Source organism: Streptomyces hygroscopicus subsp. hygroscopicus (assembly GCF_001553455.1).
Classification (GTDB): domain Bacteria; phylum Actinomycetota; class Actinomycetes; order Streptomycetales; family Streptomycetaceae; genus Streptomyces; species Streptomyces hygroscopicus.
Genome location: NZ_BBOX01000173.1, coordinates 21,468 through 48,065, shown reverse-complemented (window position 1 = coordinate 48,065; position 26,598 = coordinate 21,468). Strand labels below are relative to the sequence as shown.

Genomic DNA, 26,598 nt, shown 5'->3' with positions numbered 1-26,598 from the left:
ACGGCTGTCCAGTCGGGGATTGTTCTATTAGTATGCAAACAAATCGGGGATGAGGGAGACCTGTATGAGTCCTGTCCGGCGGCGCGCGCTCGTCGTGACTCTGCCCTTTGCGCTGGCCTGGGCCGTTGTCCTGGCCGTCTTCACCGGGCTGCGGGACCGGCTGCCCGATCCGCTCGCGACGCATTTCGGCCCCGGCGGGGAGGCCGACGGATTCACCGGTCCGGGTGCGTTCCTCTCGGTGGTGAGCGCCGTTCTGATCGGCTCCGGTCTCCTCATCGCCCTGGGCGTCCTGCGTACCCGCGCGGCGCTCCGCGCCCAGCGGCCCGTGGTCGCCATCGGCTACGGGACCGCCGGGCTGCTCGGCTACGCCTTCGCCTCCCTGCTCTTCGCCAACGCCGACGCCGTCCGCGCCTCCCGGGTGTCCGAGCCGGTGTGGCAGCTGGGCGTCGTCTTCGTCGTCGCCTGCGCCACGGGCGCGCTGGGGTGGCTGATCGCGGGCCGGGACACGGCGCCCGAGGACGGCCCGGAGGGCTCGGCCGCCCCTGCCCGGCTCCCGCTGGCCGACGGCGAGGTCGCCACCTGGACGCGCACCGTCGGCTCGCCCGTGCTGCTCTTCGGCGGGGTGGGGGCCGTACTGCTGGGCGCGGTGCCGGCCGCCGTGGGCCCGGGGGTGCAGGCCTGGCTGATCGTCATCGGACTGATCTCCGCCGCGCCGGCCCGCTGCCGGGTGACGGTCGACCGCCGCGGCCTCACCGTCGCCCCGTGGTTCGCCCCGTGGCCCCGGATGCGGATACCGCTGGCGCGGATCGAGCGGGCCACCAGCGGCGCGGCCAGCGCGCTGAGCCTGGGCGGATGGGGCTACCGGATCAGCGGCCGGGGCAGCGCGCTGGTGTTCCGCTCGGGCGACGCGCTGTTCCTGCGGCTGGCCACGGGCCGGGAGTTCGCGGTCACGGTGGACGACGCCGCCACCGCCGCCGCCCTGCTCAATACGCTGATCGAGCGCGAACGCGGCACCTCGGAACAGCGCGGCTGAGATGCTCTTCCGCGTCGACCCCAGTTCCGTGGTGCCGCTGGCCGACCAGATCGCCGCCTCGGTGCGCGGTGCGATCGCCGACGGCACCGTGCACCCCGGCGAACGTCTCCCCGCCGCCCGCGCGCTCGCCGCATCCCTCGGCGTCAACGTCCACACGGTCCTGCGCGGCTATCAGCGGCTCCGCGAGGAGGGGCTGATCGAGCTGCGCCGCGGCCGTGGCGCCGTCGTCACCGGCGGCCAGTCCACCGGCCGAGCCCGGCTCCTCCAGGGCGTCCAGGGTCTGGTCGAGGAGGCCCGCGCCCTCGGCCTCACGGACGAGGAGGTCCTGGCCCTGGTCAGGGCCCGCCTCGCGGGCGGCTGACGGGGCCGGCGCGGTCAGAACTCGGAGGTGTCCAGCTCCAGGTCGAAGGGGGCCGGGAGCGGGAGCGGGGTGCCGAAGGGGTGGGGGCCGTTCACCCGGGTGTAGCCGAAGTCACGACTGCGTCAGGCATCGCAATCCTCCACGGGCCTGGGCACATGCGCCCAGCGATCACCCGTACCGGTGACGATCTCCGGTCACCACCGCCGCCAGCGTCCGCGCCGGGCCGTCGAGGGCGGCGCCGTGGAGGAGTTCGGTGCGGTGGACCAGCCGGGGGGTGATCAGGGGGACCGTGACGACGCCGGGGGTGTCCTTGGCCGCCTGGTGGGGGAGGAGCGCGAGGCCGTGTCCGGCGGCGGTCAGGGCGAGGAGCCCGCGCACATCGGTGCCCTCGTACGTCAGCGAGGGACGGAAGCCGCCGGTCCGGCTCACCGCGCGCAGCTGTCCGAGCGGTATGGCGGCGTCCGGGGCGTCCAGCCAGGGGGCGTCGGCCAGGTCGGCCAGCCGCAGGCCGAGCCGGCGGGCCAGCGGATGGCCGGTGGGCAGGGCCACCACCAGCGGGGACTCCGCGACCGTGACCCTGATGAGCGGACCCGCCTCGGGCGGTGGCGGGGCGTCGGCGGGGGTGGCCGGACCGTCGATCAGCCCCAGGTCCAGCGCCCCGGACGCCACCGCCGCCGGGATCTCCCGGCGGCCGAGGATCCGCAGCGAGGCCCGGATGGCCGGGTGTGCCTGGCGCACCCGGTCCAGCGCCGCGGCGATCCTCGGGCTCATCGCCAGCGGTGCGGCCCCCACCACCAGCCGCGCGGTGCCGGAGCCCGACAGCCGCTCGACGTCGGCCCGCGCCGCGTCCAGCCGGAGCAGCAGCGGGCCGACGTGCTCCAGCAGCCGGGCGCCCGCGCTGGTGAGCATGAGCGGCCGGCGGGTCAGCAGCGCCGTGCGCAGGTCCGCTTCCAGGGACGCGATGTGCTCGGATACGGCCGCCGGGGTGAAGCCCAGCTCATGTGCGGCGTCGGAGAAGGATCCGCAGCGGGCCACGGAGACGAACGTGCGGAGCAGATGCGGGTCCATGGCAGCAGTATCGCGGTGGTGGAGGGTGGCTCAGTGCGCAACTCGGAGCAGGCCGGGGCCGGTTCGGGACCGGTGGTGGTCCGTGCCGGGGCCGGCGGTCGCGTCCGCGTGCGTGCTCACGGCCCCGGGCTCGCACGGCGGAACGCCGCCGCCCGGGGCCCTTCCGCCCGGCGATCACCCTTACCGGTGAACCGGCGCGGAACACGGCCGTGTCCGGGCAGGGCATGACCGCGAGGGGCCGATGTATTAGAGTTATCTCGACATCGAGATATCTGCTGGCAGGCGCAACGCCGCCCCCGTGCTGGTAAGGCTTACCTAACTTAGCCATACCTTAGCGGACCGGCGCGGGCATGTGGCGGCAGCATTGCGGTGGTACGCGCGAAATCATGCATGAAGGAGACTGTCGTGTCGGCGAACAGCTTCGACGCCCGCAGCACCCTGCAGGTGGGCGACGAATCGTACGAGATCTTCAGGCTGGACAAGGTCGAGGGGTCGGCCCGGCTCCCGTACAGCCTGAAGGTGCTGCTGGAGAACCTGCTCCGCACCGAGGACGGCGCGAACATCACCGCCGACCACATCCGCGCGCTGGGCAACTGGGACGCGCAGGCCCAGCCCAGCCAGGAGATCCAGTTCACGCCGGCCCGTGTGATCATGCAGGACTTCACCGGTGTGCCCTGTGTCGTGGACCTCGCCACCATGCGTGAGGCCGTCAAGGAGCTCGGCGGCGACCCGGCGAAGATCAACCCGCTGGCCCCGGCCGAGCTGGTCATCGACCACTCGGTGATCGCGGACCGCTTCGGCACCCCGGAGGCCTTCACCCAGAACGTGGAGCTGGAGTACGGCCGCAACAAGGAGCGCTACCAGTTCCTGCGCTGGGGCCAGACCGCCTTCGACGAGTTCAAGGTCGTCCCGCCCGGCACCGGCATCGTCCACCAGGTCAACATCGAGCACCTGGCCCGCACCGTCATGGTCCGCGGCGGCCAGGCGTACCCGGACACCCTGGTCGGCACCGACTCCCACACCACCATGGTCAACGGCCTCGGCGTGCTCGGCTGGGGCGTCGGCGGTATCGAGGCCGAGGCCGCGATGCTCGGCCAGCCCGTCTCCATGCTCATCCCGCGCGTCGTCGGCTTCAAGCTCACCGGCTCGCTGCCCACCGGCACCACCGCCACCGACCTGGTGCTGACCATCACCGAGATGCTGCGCAAGCACGGCGTCGTCGGCAAGTTCGTCGAGTTCTACGGCGAGGGCGTGGCCTCCATCCCGCTGGCCAACCGCGCCACCATCGGCAACATGTCGCCGGAGTTCGGCTCCACCGCCGCGATCTTCCCGATCGACAGCGAGACCATCAGCTACCTGAAGCTCACCGGCCGCGCCGAGCAGCAGCTCGCGCTGGTCGAGGCGTACGCCAAGGAGCAGGGTCTGTGGCTGGACCCGGCCGCCGAGCCGGACTTCTCCGAGAAGCTGGAGCTGGACCTGTCGACGGTGGTCCCGTCGATCGCCGGCCCCAAGCGCCCGCAGGACCGGATCATCCTGTCCGAGGCCGCCGAGAAGTTCGCCCAGGACGTCCGCAACTACGTCCCGGTCGCCGACCTCGACGAGGCGGGCGTGGAGTCCTTCCCCGCCTCCGACGCCCCTGCCGTCACCAACGGCGTGCCGACCAAGCCGACCCCGGTGATCGCCCCCGACGGCAGCCAGTACGAGATCGACCACGGCGCCGTCACCGTCGCCGCGATCACCTCGTGCACCAACACCTCCAACCCGTACGTGATGGTCGCCGCCGCCCTCGTGGCCAAGAAGGCCGTCGAGAAGGGCCTGACCCGCAAGCCGTGGGTCAAGACCACGCTGGCCCCCGGGTCCAAGGTCGTCATGGACTACTACGACCGCGCCGGGCTCACCCCGTACCTCGACAAGCTGGGCTTCAACCTCGTCGGCTACGGCTGCACCACCTGCATCGGCAACTCCGGCCCGCTGCCGGAGGAGGTCTCCAAGGCGGTCAACGAGGCCGACCTGGCCGTCACCTCCGTACTCTCCGGCAACCGCAACTTCGAGGGCCGGATCAACCCCGACGTCAAGATGAACTACCTGGCGTCCCCGCCGCTGGTCGTCGCCTACGCCATCGCGGGCTCCATGAAGGTGGACATCACCAAGGACGCCCTCGGCATCGACCAGGACGGCAACCCGGTCCACCTGAAGGACATCTGGCCCTCCGAGAAGGAGGTCGAGGAGGTCGTCGCCTCCGCGATCGGCCAGGAGATGTTCAACACCAGCTACGCCGACGTCTTCGCCGGTGACGCGCAGTGGCAGTCGCTCCCGGTGCCGACCGGCAACACCTTCGAGTGGGACCCGGAGTCCACCTACGTCCGCAAGCCCCCGTACTTCGAGGGCCTGACGATGGACCCGGCCCCGGTCGAGGACGTCACCGGCGCCCGGGTGCTGGCCAAGCTGGGCGACTCGGTCACCACCGACCACATCTCCCCGGCCGGTGCGATCAAGGCCGACACCCCGGCCGGCAAGTACCTCACCGAGCACGGTGTCGAGCGGCGTGACTTCAACTCCTACGGCTCCCGCCGGGGCAACCACGAGGTCATGATCCGCGGCACCTTCGCCAACATCCGGCTGCGCAACCAGATCGCGCCCGGCACCGAGGGCGGCTACACCCGCGACTTCACGCAGGACGGCGGCCCGGTCTCCTTCATCTACGACGCCTCGCAGAACTACCAGGCGGCCGGCATCCCGCTGGTCATCCTGGCGGGCAAGGAGTACGGCTCCGGCTCGTCCCGCGACTGGGCCGCGAAGGGCACCGCGCTGCTCGGCGTCAAGGCCGTCATCGCCGAGTCCTACGAGCGCATCCACCGCTCGAACCTCATCGGCATGGGCGTCCTGCCGCTCCAGTTCCCCGAGGGTGCTTCGGCGGATGCGCTGGGTCTGACGGGCGAGGAGACGTATCACATCACCGGCGTCACCGCGCTCAACGAGGGCGGCATCCCGGAGACGGTGAAGGTCAAGGCCGTCCGCGACGGAGCCGCTGACGTGGAGTTCGACGCCACGGTGCGCATCGACACCCCCGGCGAGGCGGACTACTACCGCAACGGCGGCATCATGCAGTACGTGCTGCGCTCGCTGATCCGCAAGTAAGCACGCGGCCTGAAGCAGCGGCGACGGGCCGCACCCCCGACGGGGGTGCGGCCCGTCCGCATGTGCGGCAGCCGATCCCGCATGCTCCGCCCACACCGCGCCTGCCGCGCCCCCCGGGCCCTGTCGCCGGGCCCGCCGCCCTCGCCGTCCGCCGCTCTCGGCGGCGGACGCCTGCCGTTCGCCGCTGCCGCCGCGCTCTGCCCACCCGGCGACAGGGCCCGGAGGCCGGGGACCCGGCCCGAGGTCCCAAGGCCCGGCCCGGGGCCGGGGCGTCGTCAGAGGAATGTCCCGGAGGGGATGTACGGCGTCGGCGGCGGCATACCGCGCAGACACACATAGCCGCATGTCGACAGCTCCAGACCGGCCTCCAGGCCCACGTCCACCGCCCACTGCTGTTCGGCCGTCAGCGCCGGGACCCGGGCGTCGGCACCCTCCGGCAGACACAGCAGGGCCGCCGTCAGCAGCCGCTTCGCCAGCCGCCGCGAGGTCGCGGCCAGCATCTCGACCTTGCCGTCCTCCGCGACGTAGCAGTAGCCGCTGCCCGCCAGGTCGTCCACGACCAGCAACCGCCGCTGGGTCAGCAGCAGTTCGTGGTCGGCGCCGTGCGCGCCGCCCCGGGTGCGGCGGTCCACCGAGTCCAGCAGGTCGCGGTGGCGGGCCACCCCCTCGTGGACGGCGCCGTCGGGCGGGGACAGCCGCTCCTTGGTCTCCGGCCCGACGGTGCCGCGCAGCCGCATCGCCGGGTGCAGCGCGAACCCCGCCCGCCGGTAGGTGCTCGCCGCCCGCGGATCCTCCGATCCGCAGATGATGCCGCGCAGGCACCCGCGTCCGTACATCAGCGCCGCGGCCAGCAGTTCCCGGCCGACGCCCTGCCGCTGGGCACGCGGCAGCACCGCGAACATCGACAGCCCCCAGGTGCCCTCGCGCCGCGCGGACAGCGCCAGGCCGAGCGGCATACCGGCGCCGTCCAGGGCGAGCCAGCAGCCGCCCGGGTCGGTGCGGGCCAGGTGCCGGGTCCGGGTGCGGACCTCGGCGACGTAACCCGGCGGCCACGCGTCCTCGCCCGCGAGGGCGGCGGTGTCCCCGAAGGCGGCGGCCACCACCTCCCATGCCGCCTCGGCGTCCTCGTCGGTGTCACGTAGCTGGCGGAGGATCATGCGCCCATGATGGCGCGTTCGGTGAGGGGTTGTCGGTACGCGGAGGCGGCTTGCTCGACCGGCGAACGCGACAACGATGTCAACATGGCTGTAATGATCAGTACGCCGCCAACCGGGTGTCCCTGTCAAGACCATTCGGCACCCTTACGGCCGACGGCCCCCGTGCGGTACGGTCCCCACGGCTTGTTCGACCCGGCGATCGCGGCCCTTCCGACACGATGGGACCGCAATGCCCTCAAGACCCCTGGCCGCCCTGGCGGCCGCGGCCCTGACCGCGGGGCTCCTCGCCACCGCGGCCACCGCGCCCGCGTCGGCCGCCGCGCCGCCGCCGCTGGTCAAGGACCCGGCGGCGTACGTCGATCCGCTGATCGGCAGCGCGGCCGGCGGCGACACATTCCCCGGCGCCGTCGTCCCCTTCGGCATGCTCTCGTGGAGCCCGGAGAACACCCGCGGAGACGCCACCCGCACCGCCGCGCCCGGCGGTTACCACTACGACGCCACCCGCGTCCGCGGCTTCAGCCTGACCCATATGTCCGGCACCGGCTGTGCGGGCGGCGCGGGCGACATCCCCTTCTTCCCGCACGTGGGCGAGGTCACCTCCTCACCCGCCGCCGACACCAAGGACCAGGTCTACGCCTCCGGCTTCAGCCACTCCGACGAGACCGCGGAACCCGGCCGCTACCGGGTCGGCCTCGCCTCCGGTGCCGGCGCCGAGCTGACCGCCACCGCCCACACCGGATCGGCCCGCTTCACCTACCCCGCGGACAAGACCGCCTCCCTGCTGATCCGCACCTCCTCCTCCGAGGTCGGCAGCTCCGCCGCCGACCTCACCATCGACCCGGCGCACCGCACCGTCTCCGGCTCCGTCACCAGCGGCAACTTCTGCGGCTACCTCGACCCCGAGGGCCGCCGCAGCTACTACACGCTGCACTTCACCGCCGTCTTCGACACCCCGTTCACCGCCCAGGGCACCTGGCAGGACGGCACCCTGCGGCCCGGCGCGACCGCCGCCGAGGGCGGCACCGGCTACGGCGGCGACGGCCGTCCGGTCGCCGGCAAGGGCTCCGGCGGCTACCTCCAGTTCGCCCCGGGCACCCGCCGGGTGGGCGTCAAGGTCGGCATCAGCTACGTCGACGGCAAGGGCGCCCGCGCCAACCTCGCCGCCGAGAATCCGCCGCGCCGCGGCTTCGACCAGGTGCGGACGGCCGCGTACGACGCCTGGCGGCGTCAGCTGTCCGCGATCCGGGTCGGCGGCGGCGCGGACGCGGACCGCACCACCTTCTACACCGCGCTCTACCACTCGCTGCTGCACCCCAACGTCATCAGCGACACCGACGGCCGCTACCGGGGCGGCGACGGTGAGGTGCACCGGGTGAGCCGGGGCCACCGGGCCCAGTACGGCACCTTCTCCGGCTGGGACGTCTACCGCTCCCAGGTCCAGCTGCTCACCCTGCTGGAGCCGGACAAGGGCTCCGACATCGCCCAGTCCCTGCTCAACCTCGCCCGGCAGAACGGCGGCATCTGGGACCGCTGGCTCCAGGGCGCCTCCGGGACGCATGTGATGAACGGCGATCCGTCGGCCGCCGCCCTCGCCGGGATCCGGGCCTTCGGCGGCAGCCGCTTCGACCTCGACGCCGCCCTCGACTCGCTCCTCAAGGCGGCCACCGTGCCGACCGACAAGGACCTCAGCCCGGCGGGCAAGCCCATCATGTCGGTCGGCCAGCGGCCCTCGCTCGACCAGTACCTGAAGCTGCACTACATGCCGTCCGTCTCCAACGCCTGGGGCGGCGCGGCCGAGACCCTGGAGATGTCCGGCGCGGACTTCGCCCTCTCCCAGCTGGCGCGGGCGGCGGGGCGGAAGTCCACCGCCGACACCTTCGCCCGCCGCGCCCAGTGGTGGCAGAACAACTTCAACGCCGCCGCCGACCCGGAGACCGGCGGCTACATCGCCAACCGCAAGGCCGACGGCAGCTGGGTCACCGGCTTCACCCCGGCCACCGGCAACGGCTTCGTGGAGGGCACCAGCGCCCAGTACACCTGGATGGTCCCGCACAACCCCGCCGGTCTCTTCGCCGCCATGGGCGGCAAGGACGCCGCGGTCAAGCGGCTGGACGCCTTCTTCCACGACGCCGACGGGGACTGGGCGCTGACGGGGGCGGGCGGCGAGAAGTCCGCACTGGACAACGAGCCGTCGATCAACGTCCCCTATCTGTACGCGTACGCCGGCCAGCCGTACAAGACCCAGGAGACCGTGCGCGCCGCGATGCGCCGGCTGTGGACCACCAAGCCCGGCGGCATCCCCGGCAACGACGACCTCGGCGAGATGTCCTCGTGGTACGTCTTCTCCGCCCTCGGCATGTACCCGCAGGTGCCCTCCCGCGCCGAACTGGTCCTGGCCTCGCCCCTCTTCCCGCGGATCGAGATCGAGCGCGGCGGCAGGGACATCTCCATCCGCGCCCCGCAGGCCGCGCCCGGCGCGCCGTACGTCCACGCGCTGAAGGTGAACGGGCGGGCGAGTGACCGCCCCTGGCTGCCGGAGACCTTCGTACGGCACGGCGGAACGCTGGACTACACCCTCTCCGACGCCCCCGACCGCGGCTGGGGCTCGGCGCCGTCCGACGCGCCGCCCTCCTTCCGCGAGGGCGAGCAGCCGTACCAGATCGGGGTCGGGCCGACCGCGGGTACGCTCGCCCCGGGCGAGGCCCTGACCGTGAAGGTGGCCGCCGTCCCGGTCAGCGAGGGCGACCGCCCCGAGGTGCGCTTCACCACCGACGCCCCCGACGGGCTCACCGCCTCACCCGCCTCCGGGACGGTCGGGCCGGACGGCACGGCGGAGATCTCGCTGCGCGCGGGGAAGGGCACGGCCGAGGGCTTCTACGACGCGAAGGTGACGGTGACCAGCGAGGACACCGAGGTCGTCCAGCCGATCACACTGACCGTCGCCGCGCCCGGCACCCTGCTCGCCGCGTACAACAACGTCGGCGCGACCGAGGACGAGGGCGACCACGACGAGGGCGACTACGACGGCGGCGGCTGGAGCTACTCCCGGCAGGCCCTCGCCGCGGCCGGTCTCGAGCCGGGCGCCGAGGCCACCGTCCAGGGCCTGGACTTCACCTGGCCCGCCTCCCCGGCCGGCCGCCCCGACAACGCCTCGGCCACCGGCCAGACCATCGGCCTCCCGGCCTCCACCGCCCTGTCCTTCATCGGCAGCGCCGTCAACGGCAACCAGAAGGCCACGGCCAAGGTCACCTACACGGACGGCAGTACGGACACCGCAGACCTGTCCTTCACCGACTGGACGGTGGGAGGCGGCGGCGGAACGGTCCAGTACGGCAACGTGACCGTGGCCAAGACCCCGTACCGCAACATCAGCGGCGGCGACAAGGACGTGGTGGACGCCTACATCTTCGCCACGAAGGCGTTCCAGGCGCCCGAGGGCAAGACCATCAAGAGCGTCACCCTGCCGGACAACGCGGATCTCCACGTCTTCGCGGTGGCCCGCGGCTGATTTTCGGGATCGCCCCGCACGGTCCGCTCGCCGGGCCGCCCTTCCGAGGGCGGCCCGGCGAAATCTTGACCGAGTCAACCTGAATGGCTGCTGCATACGTTCGGGTGAAGCGAGCACAATTGCCATCGGCAATTGCCGACATGTCCCTAGCGTTCAACGCATGGTCAGTTCCTCACACGAAGCCCTCCATCGGATTTTTTCGACTGATGTCCGCGTTGCTGGATTTCTTCCGTTCTGACCATGCGCAGCGGGCCTTCGCCGAGGTCCGGGCCGAGGCCCGAGCTGAGGCACGAGCCGAAACCCGGATTGAGGCCCACGCCGAAGCTCTCCTGCGGATCCTCAAGGCGCGCGGGCTCGAGGTTACTGCTGAGACGCGTGAGCGTATCGAGTCGTGCAAGGACATGGATGTCCTCGGCACCTGGCTGGACCGGGCCGCGACCGCCTCCCGTACGGCGGATCTGTTCGCTGACGGTTAGCTCTGCCGTCCGCGGCTGCCCGTACGGCGCGCGGCACGTGCCGTATGGGCAGCACGCGGGCCGCAGCCGCCCGTACAACACATGGGCCGTAGTCGCCCGTACAGCACGCGGGCCGTGGTCGCCAGAACTGGCGACCACGGCCCGCACCCTTACCGCATGGCTCAGCTCAGCAGCTCCACCTCCGCCAGCGTCGCCTTGCCGTCCGCCACCAGCCGGTAGTGCTCGTACGTACCGGGCGTGTGCACCGAGAAGACCCGGGTCTGTCTGTCCCATGTGAAGGACTCGCCCGACCTCCGGTCCAGGTCCTTCCAGCTCTCGCCGTCCCGCGAGCCCTGGAGCACCCACCCGGTCGGCGCCTTGCTCCGGTCCGACGAGGTCAGGGTGTACTGGACCGCGCGGCCCGCCTTGGTGACCGGCAGGTCCACCGACTCGAACGTCGCCTCGGTCCCGGAGGTGTTGTCCAGCAGCGCCGTGCCGCCGCTCGGCACCGTCAGATCGTGGCGCGGCGCCGGCACCTTGTCGTCCCGGGTGATGGAGGACGGCGCGGCGTTCTTCCCCGTGCCCCACTTCGACGGCTTGGCACCCATCGCGAACTCCAGCGTGCCGCCCCGGGCGAGGAGCTTGTGCGGCAGGGCGGTGGAGTTCCACGCCTTGCCGTTCACCTTCAGGCCCTGGACGTAGACGTTGGTCCGGCTGTTGCGGGGCGCCTTGATGACGAGGTCGCGGCCGTTCTCCAGGTGCACCGTGGCCTTGGTGAACTGCGGCGAGCCGACCGCGTACTCCGAACCGCCCATCACCAGCGGGTAGAAGCCGAGCGAGCTGAAGAGGTACCAGGCGGACTGCTCGCCGTTGTCCTCGTCGCCGTGGTAGCCCTGGCCGATCTCGCTGCCGGTGTAGAGGCGGGAGAGCACCTCGCGCACCTTCTCCTGGGTCTTCCACGGCTGGCCCGCCGCGTCGTACATGTACGCCACGTGGTGGGCGACCTGGTTGCTGTGTCCGTACATGCCCATGCGGACGTCCCGCGCCTCGGTCATCTCGTGGATGACGCCGCCGTAGGATCCGACGAACTCGGGGGAGGCGGTCTCCGGGGTGGAGAAGTAGGTGTCCAGCTTCTTGGCCAGACCCGCCCGGCCGCCGTAGAGGTTGGCCAGGCCCCGGCTGTCCTGGGGCGCGGTGAAGGCGTAGCCCCAGCCGTTGGTCTCGGTGTAGTCGTAGCCCCAGATCCGGGGGTCGTACGTGTCGGAGTCGACGCGCCACTTTCCTGCCGCGTCCTTGCCCTGGAAGAAGCCCGCCTTGTCGTCGAAGAGCGAGACGTAGCCCTGGGCGCGGTGCAGGAAGTACTCGGACTCCTCCTTGTAGCGGGCCTTCTTCGTCTTCGCGTAGAGCGCCTCGCCCATCTTCGCGATGCCGAAGTCGTTGAGGTAGCCCTCCAGCGCCCAGGACAGCCCCTCATGGGTCTCGGTGCTGGTGTAGCCGAGGAAGGGTGAGGTGGACATGCCCTTGCGGCCGACGCCCGACGAGGGCGGCACGGCGGTGGCGTTCTTCAGCGCCGCCTCGTACGCGGCCTCGGCGTCGAACCGCACGCCCTTCACATACGCGTCGGCGAACGCCACGTCCGAGCTGGTGCCGGTCATCAGATCGGCGTAGCCCGGTGAGGACCAGCGGGAGATCCAGCCGCCGTCCTTGTACTGCTGGACGAAGCCGTCGACCATCGCGCCGGCCCGCTTGGGGGTCAGCAGGGAGTAGGCCGGCCAGGTGGTGCGGTAGGTGTCCCAGAAGCCGTTGTTGACGTACACCTTCCCGTCGACGATCTTTGCGCCGGTGCGGGTCGGGGTGTTCTTCCCGGCGGCCGGCGAGAAGGCGCTCGCGTACTGGTACCGCGGCTTCGACGCCGTCCCGGTGTTCTCGTAGGCGGAGTTGGGATAGAGGTACAGCCGGTAGAGGCTGGAGTACAGCGTGGTGAGCTGGTCGTGGTCCGCGCCCTCGACCTCGACGCGGCCCAGGATGTCGTCCCACTCGGCCTGTGCGGCCCGCTTCACCTGCCCGAACGACCTCGACGCGGGCAGCTCCCGGTCGAGGTTGGCCTTCGCCTGGTCGACCCCGATGAGGGAGGTGGCCAGTCGCAGGGTGACCGTGCGGTCCTTGCCCGGCGCGAAGCGGAAGTAGCCGGTGACGTCCTTGCCGCCGCCGCCCTCCAGCCTGCCGCTCGCGCTCACCGGGGCGTCGAAGACCCCGTAGACGAACATCCGGGTGGCGCCGATGGACAGTCCGCTCTTGACGTCGGAGTAGCCGGAGACCACACCGTGCTCGGCGTCGAGGGTCAGCCCGCCGTCGCCGTTCACGTTGTCGAAGAGGACGCTCGCGTCCTTGCCCGGATAGGTGAACCGCATGGCCGCGGCGTGATCGGTGGGCGCCATCTCAGCCGTGAGGCCGTTCTCGAAGGTCACCCCGTAGTAGTAGGGCCGGGCGGTCTCCTTCTCATGGCGGAAGGGGAGGGCGCGGGCGGTCCGCGAGGCGTCCGGGGTACCGGCCGCGGCGGACGGCATCACCTGGAAGGTCTGCCGGTCGCCCATCCAGGGGCTGGGCTCGTGGCTGGCGCTGAACGCCTGGATGGTGGGGAGGTTGTCGGCGTTGTTGGCGCGGGCGTACTGGTAGAGCCAGTCGGTGGAGCCCGCGTTGGTCACCGGCGTCCAGAAGTTGAAGCCGCCCGGGACGGCGGTGGCCGGGAAGGTGTTGCCGCGCGAGAAGCTGCCGCTGGAGTTGGTGCCGCGGGTGGTCAGGGCGTAGTCCGACAGGTGCCCCAGCGGCTTCTCGGGGGCCTTGGGAGCGATCGAGACGTCGTCCACCCAGCCGCGGAACTGCGCCGGGCCCTTGGGGGAGTCGTAGGCCACGAGTATCCGGTCGACCGTCTTGCCCGCGGCGACCGCCCCGATCCGCGACGCCTTGTCGTTCCACTGGTTGACGTAGAGCGTCTTGGCGGCGGCCTGGCCCTGCGGGGTCATCCGGGCGCCCTGCTGGTCGACCGCGCCCGGCAGCTCGCTGAGGTAGGTGCCGTCGGTGAAGGCCAGATCCACGGAGACGTGGGTGGCCGGGTAGTCCAGATCGGTCTCGGGCATCGACGGGAAGATCCGGTAGGACAGCACGGTGTCCCGGGTGACGGCCGTGTTGACGTCGAAGACCTTGTTGTACGAGTACGCCCGGGCGTCCGCCTTGTGGGTGCCCGCGTACGCCAGGGCGTGGGTGCCGGTGAAGCCCGCGCCTGCCTTGGCGGTGGGGGAGCCGGCCGGGCCGCGGTCTATCTGGGTGCGCATGTCGGAGGGGGCGGGCGGACTGGTGTCGCCGTCCGCGAACTGCACCTCGGCGAGCTGGAGGAGGTCGTCCCCGGCGTTGCGGGTGATCTCCAGCCGGAAGTGCCGGTAGGCCGTGCCGTTGTCGAAGGTGAACTCCCGCGTCTGCTGGCGCGAGGAGAACTTCTGGTCCGCACGGGAATCCAGCGTCGTCCAGTCGGAGCCGTTCGCGGAGCCCTTGAGGGTCCAGTCCTTCGGGTCCCGGCCGGGGGCGTCATTGGCGGAGGTGAGGGCGTAGCGGACGGCCTCGACCGGCTCGCTCAGGTCGAACTCGAGCCAGGCGGTGGTGTCGAAGGTCAGCCACTTGCTGGTGACCTCGCCGTCGACCAGGTTCTCCTTGATCTCCCCGGCCGAGGCGTTCTCCCCGCTGGCCCGGACCTCGGTGACCTTGTCGGTGACATTGCCGGGGATGCCGGCCGAGTAGCCCCCGTCCACCCCGGACGCCTTCTTCTCGCCGTCGGGCCCGGTCTCGACGGTGTTGCGCCAGTCGGGCTGGGGATCGCCCGGTTCGAAGGAGGAGGCGAACGTGCGGTCGGCGTGGGGCGCGGACGGCCGGGCGGGGGCGGCGACCGCGCCGCCCTGGGCCGTCACCGCCAGCACGACGGCCGCCACCAGGGCGGCCGGCCGTCCGATCCCACGCCATCGTCTCTGGGGTCGTCTCTGTCGCATACGCAGCCTCTCAGACGAGCTGACAACGTTGTCCACTGGGTCGGGCAGAGATAAGTAGGGCGGCAGGGGGAGGGTGGTGTCAAGGATGCGGACGCACGCCGGTACGGGTCCGTCCGCCGGACGGCAGGACGCGGGCCGTACCACGCCCGGTGGTACGGCCCGGCTCCACAGGGGCGTCCGCACCGCGCCCTTGAGGGGGTGTCAGGGAGGCCGTCAGCCCGCGTTGTCGGATTTGGTGGCGAGCGACAGCCGGCACTTCTTGGCGGTGTGCGAGCTGTCCGCCTTCAGCCCGGTGACCTTGATGGTCTTGTCGGCGCCGCCCGCCACGGGCGCGTCGGACTCCACGCCGGTGGTCACGACCCCCTCCGAGCTGTCGACGAAGCCGACCAGCAGCGAGTAGTAGGCGGTGTCGGAGCCGGAGTTGCTGATCTTCACGTTGGCGTAGGGCTTGCCGTCCGAACCCCATCCGCAGGTGCCCATCTTGGCGTCCGGGGTGACCAGTCCGGAGCCGCCGCTGGGGGAGTCCGACGGGTCGTCATACGGATTGTCGGTGGGGTCCTCGGTCGGCGCCTGGGTGGGCTCCACGGGCAGTTGGGCCATGCCCTTCCCTATCGCCGCGCCGCCCTTGCCGTCCCCGGCGGACGAGCCCCCCGAGCCGGAGCCGCACCCCGCGGTGAGCGCGAGTGTCGCGGTCACGACAACGCTGGTGGCAAGGGTGAGCTGCTTCCGGGACACGGGGACCGCCTTTCGGGGAGCGCGCACGGCGGCGTGCCGCACGGACTGTCTCCCCCACGGTATGTCGGACAGGTCTCAACTCGGGAAAGACTGAAACCCGAAGACCTTTCGATCTTGCCCATATGAGGCCGAGTGGACTATACCTGTCGCCCCAGGGGGAAGGCCGCACTGCGGCCCATATCGGAGGGCCTCGGCGGGTCCTCCCGACTCCCCGGCGCACACCCAGCAATACTCCGCTTGACGCTTCAACTGACCCGCGGTGTCGGGGCCCCTCGCCGGAGGCGAGTATGTACGGGAGACCGTTACACCGCCTGAGTCCTGACGAAGGCGAGGACTTGAGCATGGGATTCACTTCAGATGTCGGGCGCCGCGACCTGATCAAGCGCTCGGCGGCGCTCGGACTGATCACCGTGCCGGCGATGAGTGTGCTGTCCGCCTGCGCCAGTGGCGGTGACGACGACACCAAGAAGGTCGACAAGGGCAAGAAGAGCGCCAAGAACCCCCTCGCCGTCAATGAGAGCGCCGCGCTCGACGTCGTCATCTTCGACGGCGGCTTCGGTCAGCAGTACGCCAAGGACGCCGAGGCGGAGTACGCCGCGGCCTTCCCGAAGACCAAGGGCAAGGTCAAGCACGCCGCCACCCAGAAGATCCAGACCGTGCTCCAGCCGCGCTTCAACGGCGGCACCCCGCCCGACCTCGTCGACAACTCCGGCGCCGAGCAGATGGACATGGGCACCCTGGTCGGCAAGAACCAGCTGACCGACCTCACCCCGCTGCTGGACGCCCCCTCCCTCGACGACCCGAACAAGACGGTGCGCGAGACCCTGCGCCCCGGCGTCGTGGAGATGGGCCAGTTCGACGGCAAGCCGGTGTGGATCCTCTACTACGCCTACACCGTCTACGGCGTCTGGTACTCCAAGACCAACCTCGCCAAGCTGGACGTGGAGTACCCCGAGACCTGGGACGACATGCTCAAGGTCTGCGAGAAGGCGAAGAAGAAGGGGATCGCGGGCTGGACCTACCCCGGCAAGTTCCCGTACTACCTGCCGTTCAGCCTCTACCCCTTCATCGCCAAGATCGGTGGCCGGGAGGTCCTGGACGCGATCGACAACCTGGAGCCGAACGCCTGGAAGCACCCGGCCGTCAAGGCCGCCTTCGAGGCGTACTACGAGCTCTACAGGAAGGGCTACATCCTCAAGGGCACCCCGGGCCTCACCCACATCGAGTCCCAGACCGCGTGGAACCAGGGCAAGGCGCTGTTCATCCCCAACGGCTCCTGGGTGGAGAACGAGGCGAAGAAGACCACGCCGGACGACTTCCAGATGGCGGTGAGCGCCCCCTCCGGCCTTGACAAGAGCGACAAGATGCCGTTCGGCACCCTGTGGGCCTCCGGCGGTGAGCCCTTCATCGTCCCGAAGGCGGCCAAGAACCCCGAGGGCGGCATGGAGCTGCTGCGGATCATGCTCGGGGAGAAGTCCACCAAGAACTTCATCAAGCAGGTCTCCTCGCTCTCCTCCCTCAACGGCGGCACCGACGGCCTCGACCTGCCGCCGGGCCTGGCGTCCGCGCAGCAGGCGCTGACCAAGGCGGGCAAGAACGTGGTCAACCCCAGGCTCCAGGACTGGTACGTGACGCTGCAGAAGCAGCAGATCGGCGTCGGCGCGCTCGGCGAGATGATGGCGGGCCGGATGACCCCTGCCGAGACGGTCAAGAAGTGTCAGAAGTTCGCCGATGACACGGCCAAGGACGACGCCGTCAAGAAGTACAAGCACGTCTGATGAGGCGCCACGCGTCGCCGGCGGCAGTATCCGCAGGGGAAGGCCGAGGTCGGTAGCAATGCAGCATGGGAAGTACCGGTTCATCGCGGGGTTCCTGGCCCTGCCGGTGATCCTTTACGCGGTCTTCGTGATCTCACCGTTCGTCCAGGCCATCTACTACTCCTTCACGGACTGGACCGGTCTGAGCTCCGACTTCTCGATGGTCGGGTTCAAGAACTACGACTGGCTGCTGCATGACGACCTCTTCTGGAAAGCGGTCGGACACAATGTCCTGCTGCTGCTGGTCGTGCCGCTGGTGACGCTCGGCCTCGGGCTCTTCTTCGCCTTCATGCTGAATGTGGGCGGCCGGGGCAGGAAGAACGCGGCGATCTCCGGAGTGCGCGGGTCGGGCCTGTACAAGGTGATCTATTTCTTTCCGCAGGTGCTGTCGATCGCGATCGTCGCGCTGCTGTTCCAGTTCACCTACAACCCGCGCAACGGCGCGATCAACTCTTTCCTCGACGGAGTCGGCCTGGATTCGCTCCAGCAGGAGTGGCTGGCCGATCCCAAGCTCGCGCTGTGGTGCCTGATGGCGGTCATGGTCTGGAGCAACGTCGGCTTCTACGTCGTGCTCTTCTCCGCCGGGATGAGCTCGATCCCCAAGGACTTCTACGAGGCGGCGCTGCTCGACGGGGCCAACCGGATCAAGACCTTCTTCCAGATCACCCTGCCGCTGCTGTGGGACACGGTCCAGACCGGCTGGATCTACATGGGCATCATCGCGCTCGACGCGTTCGCCGTGGTGCAGATCATGACCGTGGGGCCGGGCGGTCCCGCCGACTCCACCCAGGTCATGGGCTACTACGTCTACACCAAGACCTTCCACGACGGACAGGCCGGACGGGCCACCACGATCGGCGTCGCGATGCTCATCGTCACCCTGATCTTCGCGGTCGTGGTGACCAGGCTCGGCCGGCGCGAACGGCTGGAGTACTGATGCCGCTCACACCGACCGCACCCGCCCACCGCCACCCGTCCGCCGACCTGGGGGTATCACAGTGACCTCGCATGCGCAGCCCTCGGAGCTCCCGGGCGTCACCACGGAGGACGCGGCGCCGCCCACCGGGCCGGTCCGCAAGCTGCCGCCGGGCTTCACCCCCGAGGGCCGGATCGGCAGTGAGGGCAGGGTCCTCAACGTCTTCTCGCACGGCATCCTGGTGATCTGGGGGCTGCTCGTCACGCTGCCGCTGCTGTGGGCGGTGATGAGCTCCCTCAAGACCGACAAGCAGATCTTCACCTCGCCCTGGGGGCTGCCCTCCGCCCTGCACTTCGACAACTGGTCGCGGGCCTGGAGCAAGTCGAACATCGGCGACTTCTTCCTCAATACGATCCTGGTGGTCGGCTGCTCCCTGCTCGGCACGATGCTGCTGGGCTCGATGGCGGCATACGTCCTGGCCCGGTTCGAATTCCCGGGAAAGCGATTCATCTATTTCATGTTCGTCGGCGGGATGAGTTTTCCGATCATCCTGGCGCTGGTGCCGCTGTTCTTCGTGATGAAGAACATGAGCCTGCTCAACACCTTCCATGGGCTCATTCTGGTCTATATCGCTTATTCGCTGCCGTTCACGGTCTTCTTCCTCACCTCCTTCTTCAAGACCCTGCCGTCCTCGGTGGCGGAGGCGGCCCTGATCGACGGGGCGTCCCACACCCGTACGTTCTTCCAGGTCATGCTGCCGATGGCGAAGCCCGGACTGATCAGCGTCGGGATCTTCAACTTCCTCGGCCAGTGGAATCAGTACATGCTGCCCACGGTCCTCAATACGGATGAGGACAAGCGTGTGCTCACCCAGGGGCTGGTACAGCTCGCGGCCAGCCAGCAGTACAAGGGCGACTGGTCGGCGCTTTTCGCCGGTCTGGTACTGGCGATGCTTCCGGTGCTCGCCGTCTACATCCTCTTCCAGCGGCAGGTCCAGGCGGGTCTGACCGCGGGCGCGCTCAAATAGCGCACCGTACATTCCCGCGGCCCGGCCCTTTCCGTGCGACGGGAAAGGACCGGGCCGTTCCGTGCGACGGGAAAGGGCCGGGCCGTTCCGCTTGCCGGCTCCCCGGGGATTCCGCCGCGCCGGGCCGGCCGTACGCCGGCGGGGAAACCACCGGCCGGTCCGGTGATACCAGCGGGCGCGGATATCAGGAGGTCGTGCGAGCCGTTCCGCGGCGTTCGGGGACTTGACGTGGAACAACCGTGGCGGCTCAGCTTAGAGTTCACATGTTGGAGACACAGCCGGGCCTCACTGCTGCGGCCCGGCCTGCGGAGCGGCCGTCGTGCCGCCCGCGAAGGCGGGAGTGGATGGGCGTGGAGACTCCGGGATCGCAGTCGTCGCTGCACCGGGCCAATCTCGAGCGGGTGGTCCGCGCGGTGCGCATGGCGGGCTCGCTGACCCAGGCGGAGATCGCCCGGTCCACCGGGCTGTCCGCCGCCACCGTCTCCAACATCGTGCGTGAGCTCAAGGACGGCGGAACGGTCGAGGTCACCCCCACCTCGGCGGGCGGCCGCCGGGCGCGCAGCGTCTCGCTCAGCGGGGACGCGGGCATCGTCGTCGGCGTGGACTTCGGCCATACGCACCTGCGCGTCGCCATCGGCAACCTCGCCCATCAGGTGCTGGCCGAGGAGGCCGAGCCGCTGGATGTGGACGCCTCCTCCGCACAGGGGCTGGACCGGGCGGAGCAGCTGGTGAGCAGGCTGATCACGGCCAGCGGCCTCAGCCAGGACAAGGTGGTCGGCGTCGGTCTGGGCGTGCCCGCCCCGATCGATGTGGAGACCGGCACGCTGGGCTCGACCGCGATCCTGCCGGGCTGGGCGGGCACCAATCCGCGCGACGACCTGGCCCAGCGGCTCGGAGTGCCGGTCCACGTGGACAACGACGCCAACCTCGGCGCGCTCGGCGAGCTGGTCTGGGGCTCCGGGCGCGGGGTCGGGGACCTCGCGTACATCAAGGTCGCCGACGGTGTCGGCGCGGGGCTGGTGATCAGCGGGAAGATCTACCGCGGCCCCGGCGGTACGGCGGGCGAGATCGGCCACATCACCCTCGACGAGTCGGGCCCGGTGTGCCGCTGCGGCAACCGCGGCTGTCTGGAGACCTTCACCGCGGCCCGCTATGTGCTGCCGCTGCTGCGTTCCAGCCATGGCGCGGACCTCACCGTGGAGCGGATGGTGCAACTCGCCCGGGAGGGCGACCCCGGCTGCCGGCGGGTGATCGCGGACGTCGGCCGGCACATCGGCAGCGGGGTGGCCAATCTGTGCAATCTGCTCAATCCGAGCCGGATGGTGCTGGGCGGTCAGCTCGCCGAGGCGGGCGAGCTGGTGCTGGGCCCGATCCGGGAGTCGGTCGCGCGGTACGCGATCCCCAGCGCGGCCCATCAGCTGTCGGTGATGCCCGGGGCGCTGGGCGGCCGGGCCGAAGTGCTGGGCGCGCTGGCGCTGGTGCTCAGCGAGATGGGCGATTCGACGCTGCTGGACGGGGCGCTCTCGGCGGGAAGTCCGGCGCTCACCTGACCGCCGGGGCGCGGTTTTTGGCCACCGGCCTTGCCCGAGCGCCTTTGTCCGGTCACGCTCCGTCTCTTCCCGCCTGTCCGGCTGCGTTCATTCAGATAACGAATGGCACCGTTGCCATCTCGTTAAGTATTTACTTCTTGACGCCATGCGGGCGGCCGAGTTGACTTCCAGCCACCTCGGCCGCAATGACGCGGCCTCGTCAGGGAGGTCACCCCCAAATGAACGCAACGATGCGTCGCGTCGCCCTCGCCGCTTCTGTCGTGTCGATGACTGTTGCCCTCGCCGCATGCGGTTCGGCGAAGGAGGCCGACAGCAACAAGTCCGATGAGAAGAAGAAGACCGGTCCGCTCACCATCGGGCTGCTGCTGCCCGAGGATCAGACGGCGAGATACGAGAACTTCGACAGGCCGTTCGTCACAAAGAAGATCAAGGCTCTCTGCGCGGACTGCAAGGTCCTTTACGTCAACGCCAAGTCGGACCCCTCCGTTCAGCAGCAGCAGGTCGACTCGATGATCACCAAGAAGGTCGACGCGATCATCCTCGACTCGGTGGACTCCAAGTCCATCGCCAGCTCGGTCAGGAAGGCCGACGAGGCCGGTATCCCGGTGGTCGCCTATGACCGGCTCGCCGAGGGCCCGGTCTCCGCCTACACCTCGTTCGACAACGAGACGGTCGGCAAGGTCCAGGGCCAGGCGCTGCTGAAGGCGCTGGGCGACAAGGCCAAGAGCGGCAAGATCGTCATGCTCAACGGCTGGGAGGCCGACCCCAACGCCGCCATGTTCAAGAAGGGCGCGCTGTCCGTCCTCAAGGGCAAGGTGAACATCGGCAAGTCCTACGACATCGACCGCTGGCTGGCGGACAAGGCCAACGAGGCCATGACGGGCGCCATTTCCTCGCTCGGCAAGGACAACATCATCGGCGTCTACTCGGCCAACGACAGCATGGCGGGCGGCGCGATCACCGCGCTCAAGAGCGGCGGCATCGACCCGCTGCCCCCGGTGACCGGGCAGGACGCCGAACTCGAGGGTGTGCGCCGGGTGGTGGCCGGTGAGCAGTACATGAGCGTCTACAAGTCCTACCTGGACGAGGCCACCGCCGCCGCGGAGATGGCCGTCGCGCTCGGCCGCGGGGAGAAGGTCAACGAGTCCAACACGGTCGACAGCCCGACCACCAAGCACATTCCGGCGACGCTGATCAGCCCGGTCTCGCTGACCAAGGAGAACGTCAAGGACACCGTCATCAAGGACGGGATCTACAAGGTCGACCAGATCTGCACCGCCAAGTACAAGGCGGCGTGCGAAGAGGCCGGTCTCCTGAAGTAACGGCGCGGGGCCGTCCGTACCCCGCGGACGGCCCGCCGTCCCCCGACACCCCCCATCCGAGGGGAGAGCGCGCTCTCCCCTCCGTCACACAGCAGGGATCTCCCTGCCCGGAACGGAGATGGCCATCGTGCCGAACGGACCCGTGTTGGCGTTGCGCGGGATCTCCAAGCGGTTCGGCGCCGTTCAGGCGCTCACCGACATCCATCTGGAGGTCCACGCCGGTGAAGTCGTCGCCCTGGTGGGCGACAACGGCGCCGGCAAGTCGACCCTCGTCAAGACCATCGCCGGAGTCGGCCCCGCCGACGAGGGCGTCCTCGAGTGGCAGGGCAAACCCGTCCAGGTCAACCGGCCACACGACGCCCAGGAGCTGGGCATCGCGACCGTGTACCAGGACCTCGCCCTCTGCGACAACATCGACGTCGTCGGCAACCTCTTCCTCGGCCGCGAGATCCTGCGCGCCGGGGTGCTCGACGAGGTCGAAATGGAACGGCGCTCCCGTGAGTTGCTGCAGACCCTGTCGATCCGCATCCCCAGCGTGCGGATCCCGATCGCCTCGCTCTCGGGCGGCCAGCGGCAGACCGTCGCCATCGCCCGTTCGATGCTCGGCGAGCCCAAGCTGGTGATCCTGGACGAGCCGACCGCCGCCCTCGGCGTCGAGCAGACCGCGCAGGTCCTCGACCTGGTCGAGCGGCTGCGCGACCGCGGCCTGGCCGTCGTCCTCATCAGCCACAACATGGCCGACGTCAAGGCCGTCGCGGACCGGGTGGCGGTGCTGCGGCTCGGCCGGAACAACGGCACCTTCGATGTGAAGACCACCTCTCAGGAAGAGATCATTTCCGCCATCACCGGCGCCACGGACAACGCCGTGACCCGCCGCAAGGCGCGTACCGGGGAGGTCGCCAAGTGACCACGAACGTCGACAAGGCCAACGGCGGTCCGTCGAACGGCGGCGGCGAGGGCGGCAACAAGGCGAGCGCCCCGGCCGACGCCAATCCCGTGGCCAAGGACGCGGTCACCGTCGTCGATCCCCGGCTGCTGGTCCGCCAGGAGGGGTTCAAGGGCTATCTGACGGAGTTCGGCCGCAAGATGCGCAGCGGCGACCTGGGCGCGGTCCCGGTCATCGTCGGCATCGCCATCATCTGGGCGGTCTTCCAGTGGAAGGACAGCGCCTTCCTCTCGCCCAAGAACCTCTCCGACCTCTCCATCCTGCTCGGTGGCACCGGCATGATCTCGGTCGGGATCGTCTTCGTGCTGCTGCTCGGCGAGATCGACCTGTCCGTCGGCTCGCTCAGCGGTCTGGCCGCGGCCACCCTCGCGGTGCTCAACGTCAACCACGGGGTGCCCGAGGGGATCGCGGTGGTCGCCGCGCTCGCCAGCGGCGCGGTCCTCGGAGCGGTGCACGGCTTCTTCTTCGCCAAGATCGGCGTTCCGGCCTTCGTGGTGACCCTGGCCGGTCTGCTGGCCTGGAACGGTCTGATGCTCCAAGTGCTCGGCACCACCGGCACCATCAGCATCGACGACGACAGCTTCGTGCGCACGCTCACCGCCCACTACTTCAGCCAGCTCATCGCCGCGTACGGGGCGGCCACGGTGGCGACGGCGGGCTTCTTCCTCGCCCAGTTCCTGGACGCCAGGCGCCGTAAGGCGGTCGGCGTCCCCGCGCGGCCGCTGAGCGAGATCCTGGTGCGGACGGCCGTGCTCGCCGTGATCGTCTTCGCCGCGGCGTGGCGGCTCAACGAGTACAAGGGGCTGCCCCTCGGCCTGGTGATCTTCGTGGCGGTCCTGGTGATCCTGGACTTCGTGGTCCGCCGCACCTCCTACGGGCGCAAGGTGATCGCCCTGGGCGGCAGCGTCGAGGCCGCCCGCCGGGCGGGCATCAACGTGGTCGCCATCCGGATCTCGGTGTACTCGCTGGCCGGGCTGATGGCCGCGTTCGGCGGACTCATGATCGCCTCCCGGGTCGGCTCCGCCAGCCAGCAGGCCGGCACCGGAAACCTGCTGATGGAGGCCATCGCAGCCGCGGTCATCGGCGGCACCAGCCTCTTCGGCGGCCGGGGCTCGGTCTGGTCGGCGCTGCTCGGCATGCTGGTCATCGGTTCGATCTCGTCCGGGATGAACCTGCTCGGCGTCGCGAACTCCGTCCAGTACATGATCACCGGTGGTGTGCTGCTGGCCGCCGTCGTCATCGACTCGGTGTCGCGCAGAACACAGCGTTCCGCGGGCCGCGGCTAGCCCGTACGCCGTGTCCCGACTGCCCGGTGCCGCCATGGAGGCACCGGGCAGTCGCCTTTACGGCCGGAAATGCCGTGGTGGCGCACCGCGCCGCCAAAAGGGGTGACCGGGATCGCATGGGCGGAGGTCTGGGCGGGGGAGCGGAACATTAGACTCGGGCGGACGGCAAGGTTCCATGGAGACGCTCGAAGCAAGGAGGCACGGGTGCTGCTGACCCGCATCACGGGACCGCGCGATCTGGACCGGCTCGCTCCGGAGGAGCTGAACCAGCTGGCCGCGGAGATCCGCTCCTTCCTCGTCGACGCCGTCTCCAAGACCGGTGGCCATCTCGGCCCCAATCTCGGCGTGGTGGAACTGACCATCGCCCTGCACCGGGTCTTCGACTCCCCCCGGGACAAGGTGCTGCTGGACACCGGGCACCAGAGCTATGTGCACAAGCTGCTCACCGGCCGCCAGGACTTCTCCAAGCTCAAGAGCAAGGGCGGTCTGTCCGGTTATCCCTCGCGGGCCGAGTCCGAGCACGACATCATCGAGAACAGCCACGCCTCGACCGTCCTCGGCTGGGCCGAGGGCATCGCCAAGGCCAATGAGCTGCTGGGCAAGCAGGACCATGTGGTCGCGGTGATCGGTGACGGCGCGCTGACCGGCGGTATGGCCTGGGAGGCGCTCAACAACATCGCCGCCGCCAAGAACCGTCCGCTGGTCATCGTCGTCAACGACAACGAGCGCTCCTACGGCCCGACCATCGGCGGCCTCGCCAACCACCTCGCCACCCTCCGCACCACCGACGGCTACGAGCGCTTCCTGGCCCGCGGCAAGGACCTGCTGGAGCGCACCCCGGTGGTCGGCAGGCCGCTGTACGAGACCCTGCACGGCGCCAAGAAGGGGCTGAAGGACTTCATCACCCCCCAGGGCATGTTCGAGGACCTCGGGCTGAAGTACGTCGGACCGATCGACGGCCACGACATCGAGGCGCTGGAGTCGGCGCTGCACCGCGCGAAGCGTTTCGGCGGCCCGGTCATCGTGCACTGCCTCACCGAGAAGGGCCGCGGCTACCAGCCCGCCCTGCAGGACGAGGCGGACCGCTTCCACGCCGTCGGCAAGATCCACCCGGACACCGGACTGCCGATCTCGGCCGGCGGCGCCGACTGGACCTCGGTCTTCGGCGACGAGATGGTCAAGCTCGGCGAGGAGCGCGAGGACATCGTCGCGATCACGGCGGCCATGCTGCACCCGGTGGGGCTCACCGAGTTCGCCAAGCGCTTCCCGGACCGGGTCTACGACGTGGGCATCGCCGAGCAGCACGGGGCCGTCTCGGCGGCCGGGCTCGCCACCGGCGGTCTGCACCCGGTCTTCGCCGTCTACGCCACCTTCCTCAACCGCGCTTTCGACCAGGTCCTGATGGATGTGGCCCTGCACAAGTGCGGGGTGACCTTCGTCCTGGACCGGGCCGGAATCACCGGTACCGACGGGGCCTCGCACAACGGCATGTGGGACATGTCGATCCTGCAGGTCGTCCCGGGCCTGCGGATCGCCGCCCCGCGCGACGCCGACCAGGTCCGCGCCCAGCTGCGCGAGGCCGTGGAGGTGGAGGACGCGCCGACCGTGGTGCGCTACTCCAAGGGTGCGGTGGGCCCGGCGGTCGCGGCCGTCGGCAGGATCGGCGGCATGGACGTGCTGCGGGAGCCCGCGGCGGCCGACCGCGACCGGCCCGATGTGCTGCTGGTCTCTGTGGGCGCGCTGGCCCCGATGTGTCTGGAGATCGCCGACCTTCTCGACAAACAGGGCATTTCCACTACGGTGGTCGACCCGCGCTGGGTCAAGCCGGTCGACGAGGAACTGCCCGCCCTCGCCGAGCGCCACCGCGTCGTCGTCACCGTCGAGGACAACAGCCGGGTCGGCGGTGTGGGCTCCGCCATCGCCCAGGCGCTGCGCGACTCGGGCGTCGACATGCCGGTGCGCGACTTCGGCATCCCGCCGCGCTTCCTCGACCACGCCTCCCGTAAGGAGGTCATGGCGGAGATCGGGCTGACCGCGCCGGATATCGCCCGGCAGGTCACCGGGCTGGTTTCCAGGATCGGCGGGCGCTACGGGAACGAGTCCGCGGACGGGGGCTCCCGGGGTACCGATGTGACCCGGTCGACGACGGCCGAGCCGGTGCGCGACTGAGCGACTGAGCGACTGGGTGACCGGGTGACTGGGTGACCGGGCGGCGCGCGGCCAGGTCGTGTCGTGTGACCAG

17 protein-coding genes and 1 pseudogene are annotated in these 26,598 nt (G+C 70.2%); 13 read left to right on the top strand and 5 right to left on the bottom strand.

The window, feature by feature from the left end:
* Positions 1-64: 64 nt before the first annotated feature.
* On the top strand, positions 65-1,033 hold the full coding sequence (locus AXW62_RS19230) for a DUF1648 domain-containing protein (RefSeq protein ID WP_060945613.1): 969 nt from the start codon (positions 65-67) through the stop codon (positions 1,031-1,033).
* 1 nt (position 1,034) lies between these two features.
* Positions 1,035-1,394 (top strand): GntR family transcriptional regulator, encoded by a 360-nt coding sequence (locus tag AXW62_RS19225; protein WP_030834422.1) that lies wholly within the window; start codon positions 1,035-1,037, stop codon positions 1,392-1,394.
* A gap of 14 nt (positions 1,395-1,408) precedes the next feature.
* On the opposite strand, the pseudogene AXW62_RS45890 reads toward AXW62_RS19225, so the two are convergent.
* Positions 1,409-1,501: pseudogene (locus AXW62_RS45890) on the bottom strand (Uma2 family endonuclease); the annotation flags it as partial.
* A gap of 61 nt (positions 1,502-1,562) precedes the next feature.
* The gene (locus tag AXW62_RS19220) at positions 1,563-2,462 is read right to left on the bottom strand and encodes a LysR family transcriptional regulator (protein WP_060945612.1); all 900 of its coding nucleotides are present in this window, start codon (positions 2,460-2,462) and stop codon (positions 1,563-1,565) included.
* A gap of 405 nt (positions 2,463-2,867) precedes the next feature.
* On the opposite strand from AXW62_RS19220, the gene acnA reads away from it, so the two are divergent.
* Positions 2,868-5,600 (top strand): aconitate hydratase AcnA, encoded by a 2,733-nt coding sequence (acnA, locus tag AXW62_RS19215; protein WP_060945611.1) that lies wholly within the window; start codon positions 2,868-2,870, stop codon positions 5,598-5,600.
* Positions 5,601-5,875: 275 nt separating this feature from the next.
* On the opposite strand, the gene AXW62_RS19210 is transcribed toward acnA, so the two are convergent.
* Positions 5,876-6,757, bottom strand: coding sequence for a GNAT family N-acetyltransferase (locus AXW62_RS19210; protein ID WP_060945610.1), 882 nt, complete (start codon positions 6,755-6,757; stop codon positions 5,876-5,878).
* A 229-nt stretch (positions 6,758-6,986) separates the two neighbouring features.
* Between AXW62_RS19210 and AXW62_RS19205 the strand changes: the two genes are divergently transcribed.
* Together AXW62_RS19205 and AXW62_RS19200 are read left to right on the top strand one after the other, a co-directional pair.
* On the top strand, positions 6,987-10,265 hold the full coding sequence (locus tag AXW62_RS19205; RefSeq protein WP_060945609.1) for a GH92 family glycosyl hydrolase: 3,279 nt from the start codon (positions 6,987-6,989) through the stop codon (positions 10,263-10,265).
* 206 nt (positions 10,266-10,471) lie between these two features.
* A complete protein-coding gene (locus tag AXW62_RS19200; protein WP_060945608.1) occupies positions 10,472-10,741 on the top strand; it encodes a hypothetical protein in 270 nt (89 codons plus the stop codon).
* Between the two features lie 161 nt (positions 10,742-10,902).
* Here AXW62_RS19200 and AXW62_RS19195 read toward each other — a convergent pair whose 3' ends face one another.
* Positions 10,903-14,757 (bottom strand): GH92 family glycosyl hydrolase, encoded by a 3,855-nt coding sequence (locus tag AXW62_RS19195; RefSeq protein ID WP_060945607.1) that lies wholly within the window; start codon positions 14,755-14,757, stop codon positions 10,903-10,905.
* Positions 14,758-14,970: 213 nt separating this feature from the next.
* A complete protein-coding gene (locus AXW62_RS19190) occupies positions 14,971-15,492 on the bottom strand; it encodes a PT domain-containing protein (RefSeq protein ID WP_252368653.1) in 522 nt (173 codons plus the stop codon).
* Between the two features lie 341 nt (positions 15,493-15,833).
* Here AXW62_RS19190 and ngcE point away from each other — a divergent pair, with 341 nt between their 5' ends.
* The 8 genes from ngcE to dxs all read left to right on the top strand — a co-directional run bounded on the left by ngcE (position 15,834) and on the right by dxs (position 26,525).
* Entirely contained in the window at positions 15,834-17,270 is a 1,437-nt protein-coding gene (gene ngcE / locus AXW62_RS19185; protein ID WP_060945605.1) for an N-acetylglucosamine/diacetylchitobiose ABC transporter substrate-binding protein, read from the top strand.
* A gap of 58 nt (positions 17,271-17,328) precedes the next feature.
* Positions 17,329-18,246 carry a carbohydrate ABC transporter permease gene (locus tag AXW62_RS19180; RefSeq protein WP_030834446.1) on the top strand — a complete coding sequence of 306 codons (918 nt, stop codon included), beginning with the start codon at positions 17,329-17,331 and terminating at the stop codon, positions 18,244-18,246.
* A 142-nt stretch (positions 18,247-18,388) separates the two neighbouring features.
* Positions 18,389-19,252, top strand: coding sequence for a carbohydrate ABC transporter permease (locus AXW62_RS19175; protein WP_051886378.1), 864 nt, complete (start codon positions 18,389-18,391; stop codon positions 19,250-19,252).
* Positions 19,253-19,602: 350 nt separating this feature from the next.
* Positions 19,603-20,802, top strand: coding sequence for an ROK family transcriptional regulator (locus AXW62_RS19170; protein WP_030834450.1), 1,200 nt, complete (start codon positions 19,603-19,605; stop codon positions 20,800-20,802).
* A 218-nt stretch (positions 20,803-21,020) separates the two neighbouring features.
* A complete protein-coding gene (locus tag AXW62_RS19165; RefSeq protein WP_079105740.1) occupies positions 21,021-22,124 on the top strand; it encodes a substrate-binding domain-containing protein in 1,104 nt (367 codons plus the stop codon).
* Between the two features lie 118 nt (positions 22,125-22,242).
* Positions 22,243-23,031: an ATP-binding cassette domain-containing protein gene (locus AXW62_RS19160; protein ID WP_060945603.1), complete on the top strand. Its 789-nt coding sequence runs from the start codon at positions 22,243-22,245 to the stop codon at positions 23,029-23,031.
* A complete protein-coding gene (locus AXW62_RS19155) occupies positions 23,028-24,356 on the top strand; it encodes a sugar ABC transporter permease (protein ID WP_060945602.1) in 1,329 nt (442 codons plus the stop codon). The genes AXW62_RS19160 and AXW62_RS19155 overlap by 4 nt, the downstream gene beginning before the upstream one ends.
* A gap of 204 nt (positions 24,357-24,560) precedes the next feature.
* Positions 24,561-26,525, top strand: a complete 1,965-nt coding sequence (dxs, locus tag AXW62_RS19150) for a 1-deoxy-D-xylulose-5-phosphate synthase (protein WP_060945601.1) — start codon at positions 24,561-24,563, stop codon at positions 26,523-26,525.
* Positions 26,526-26,598: the final 73 nt, after the last annotated feature.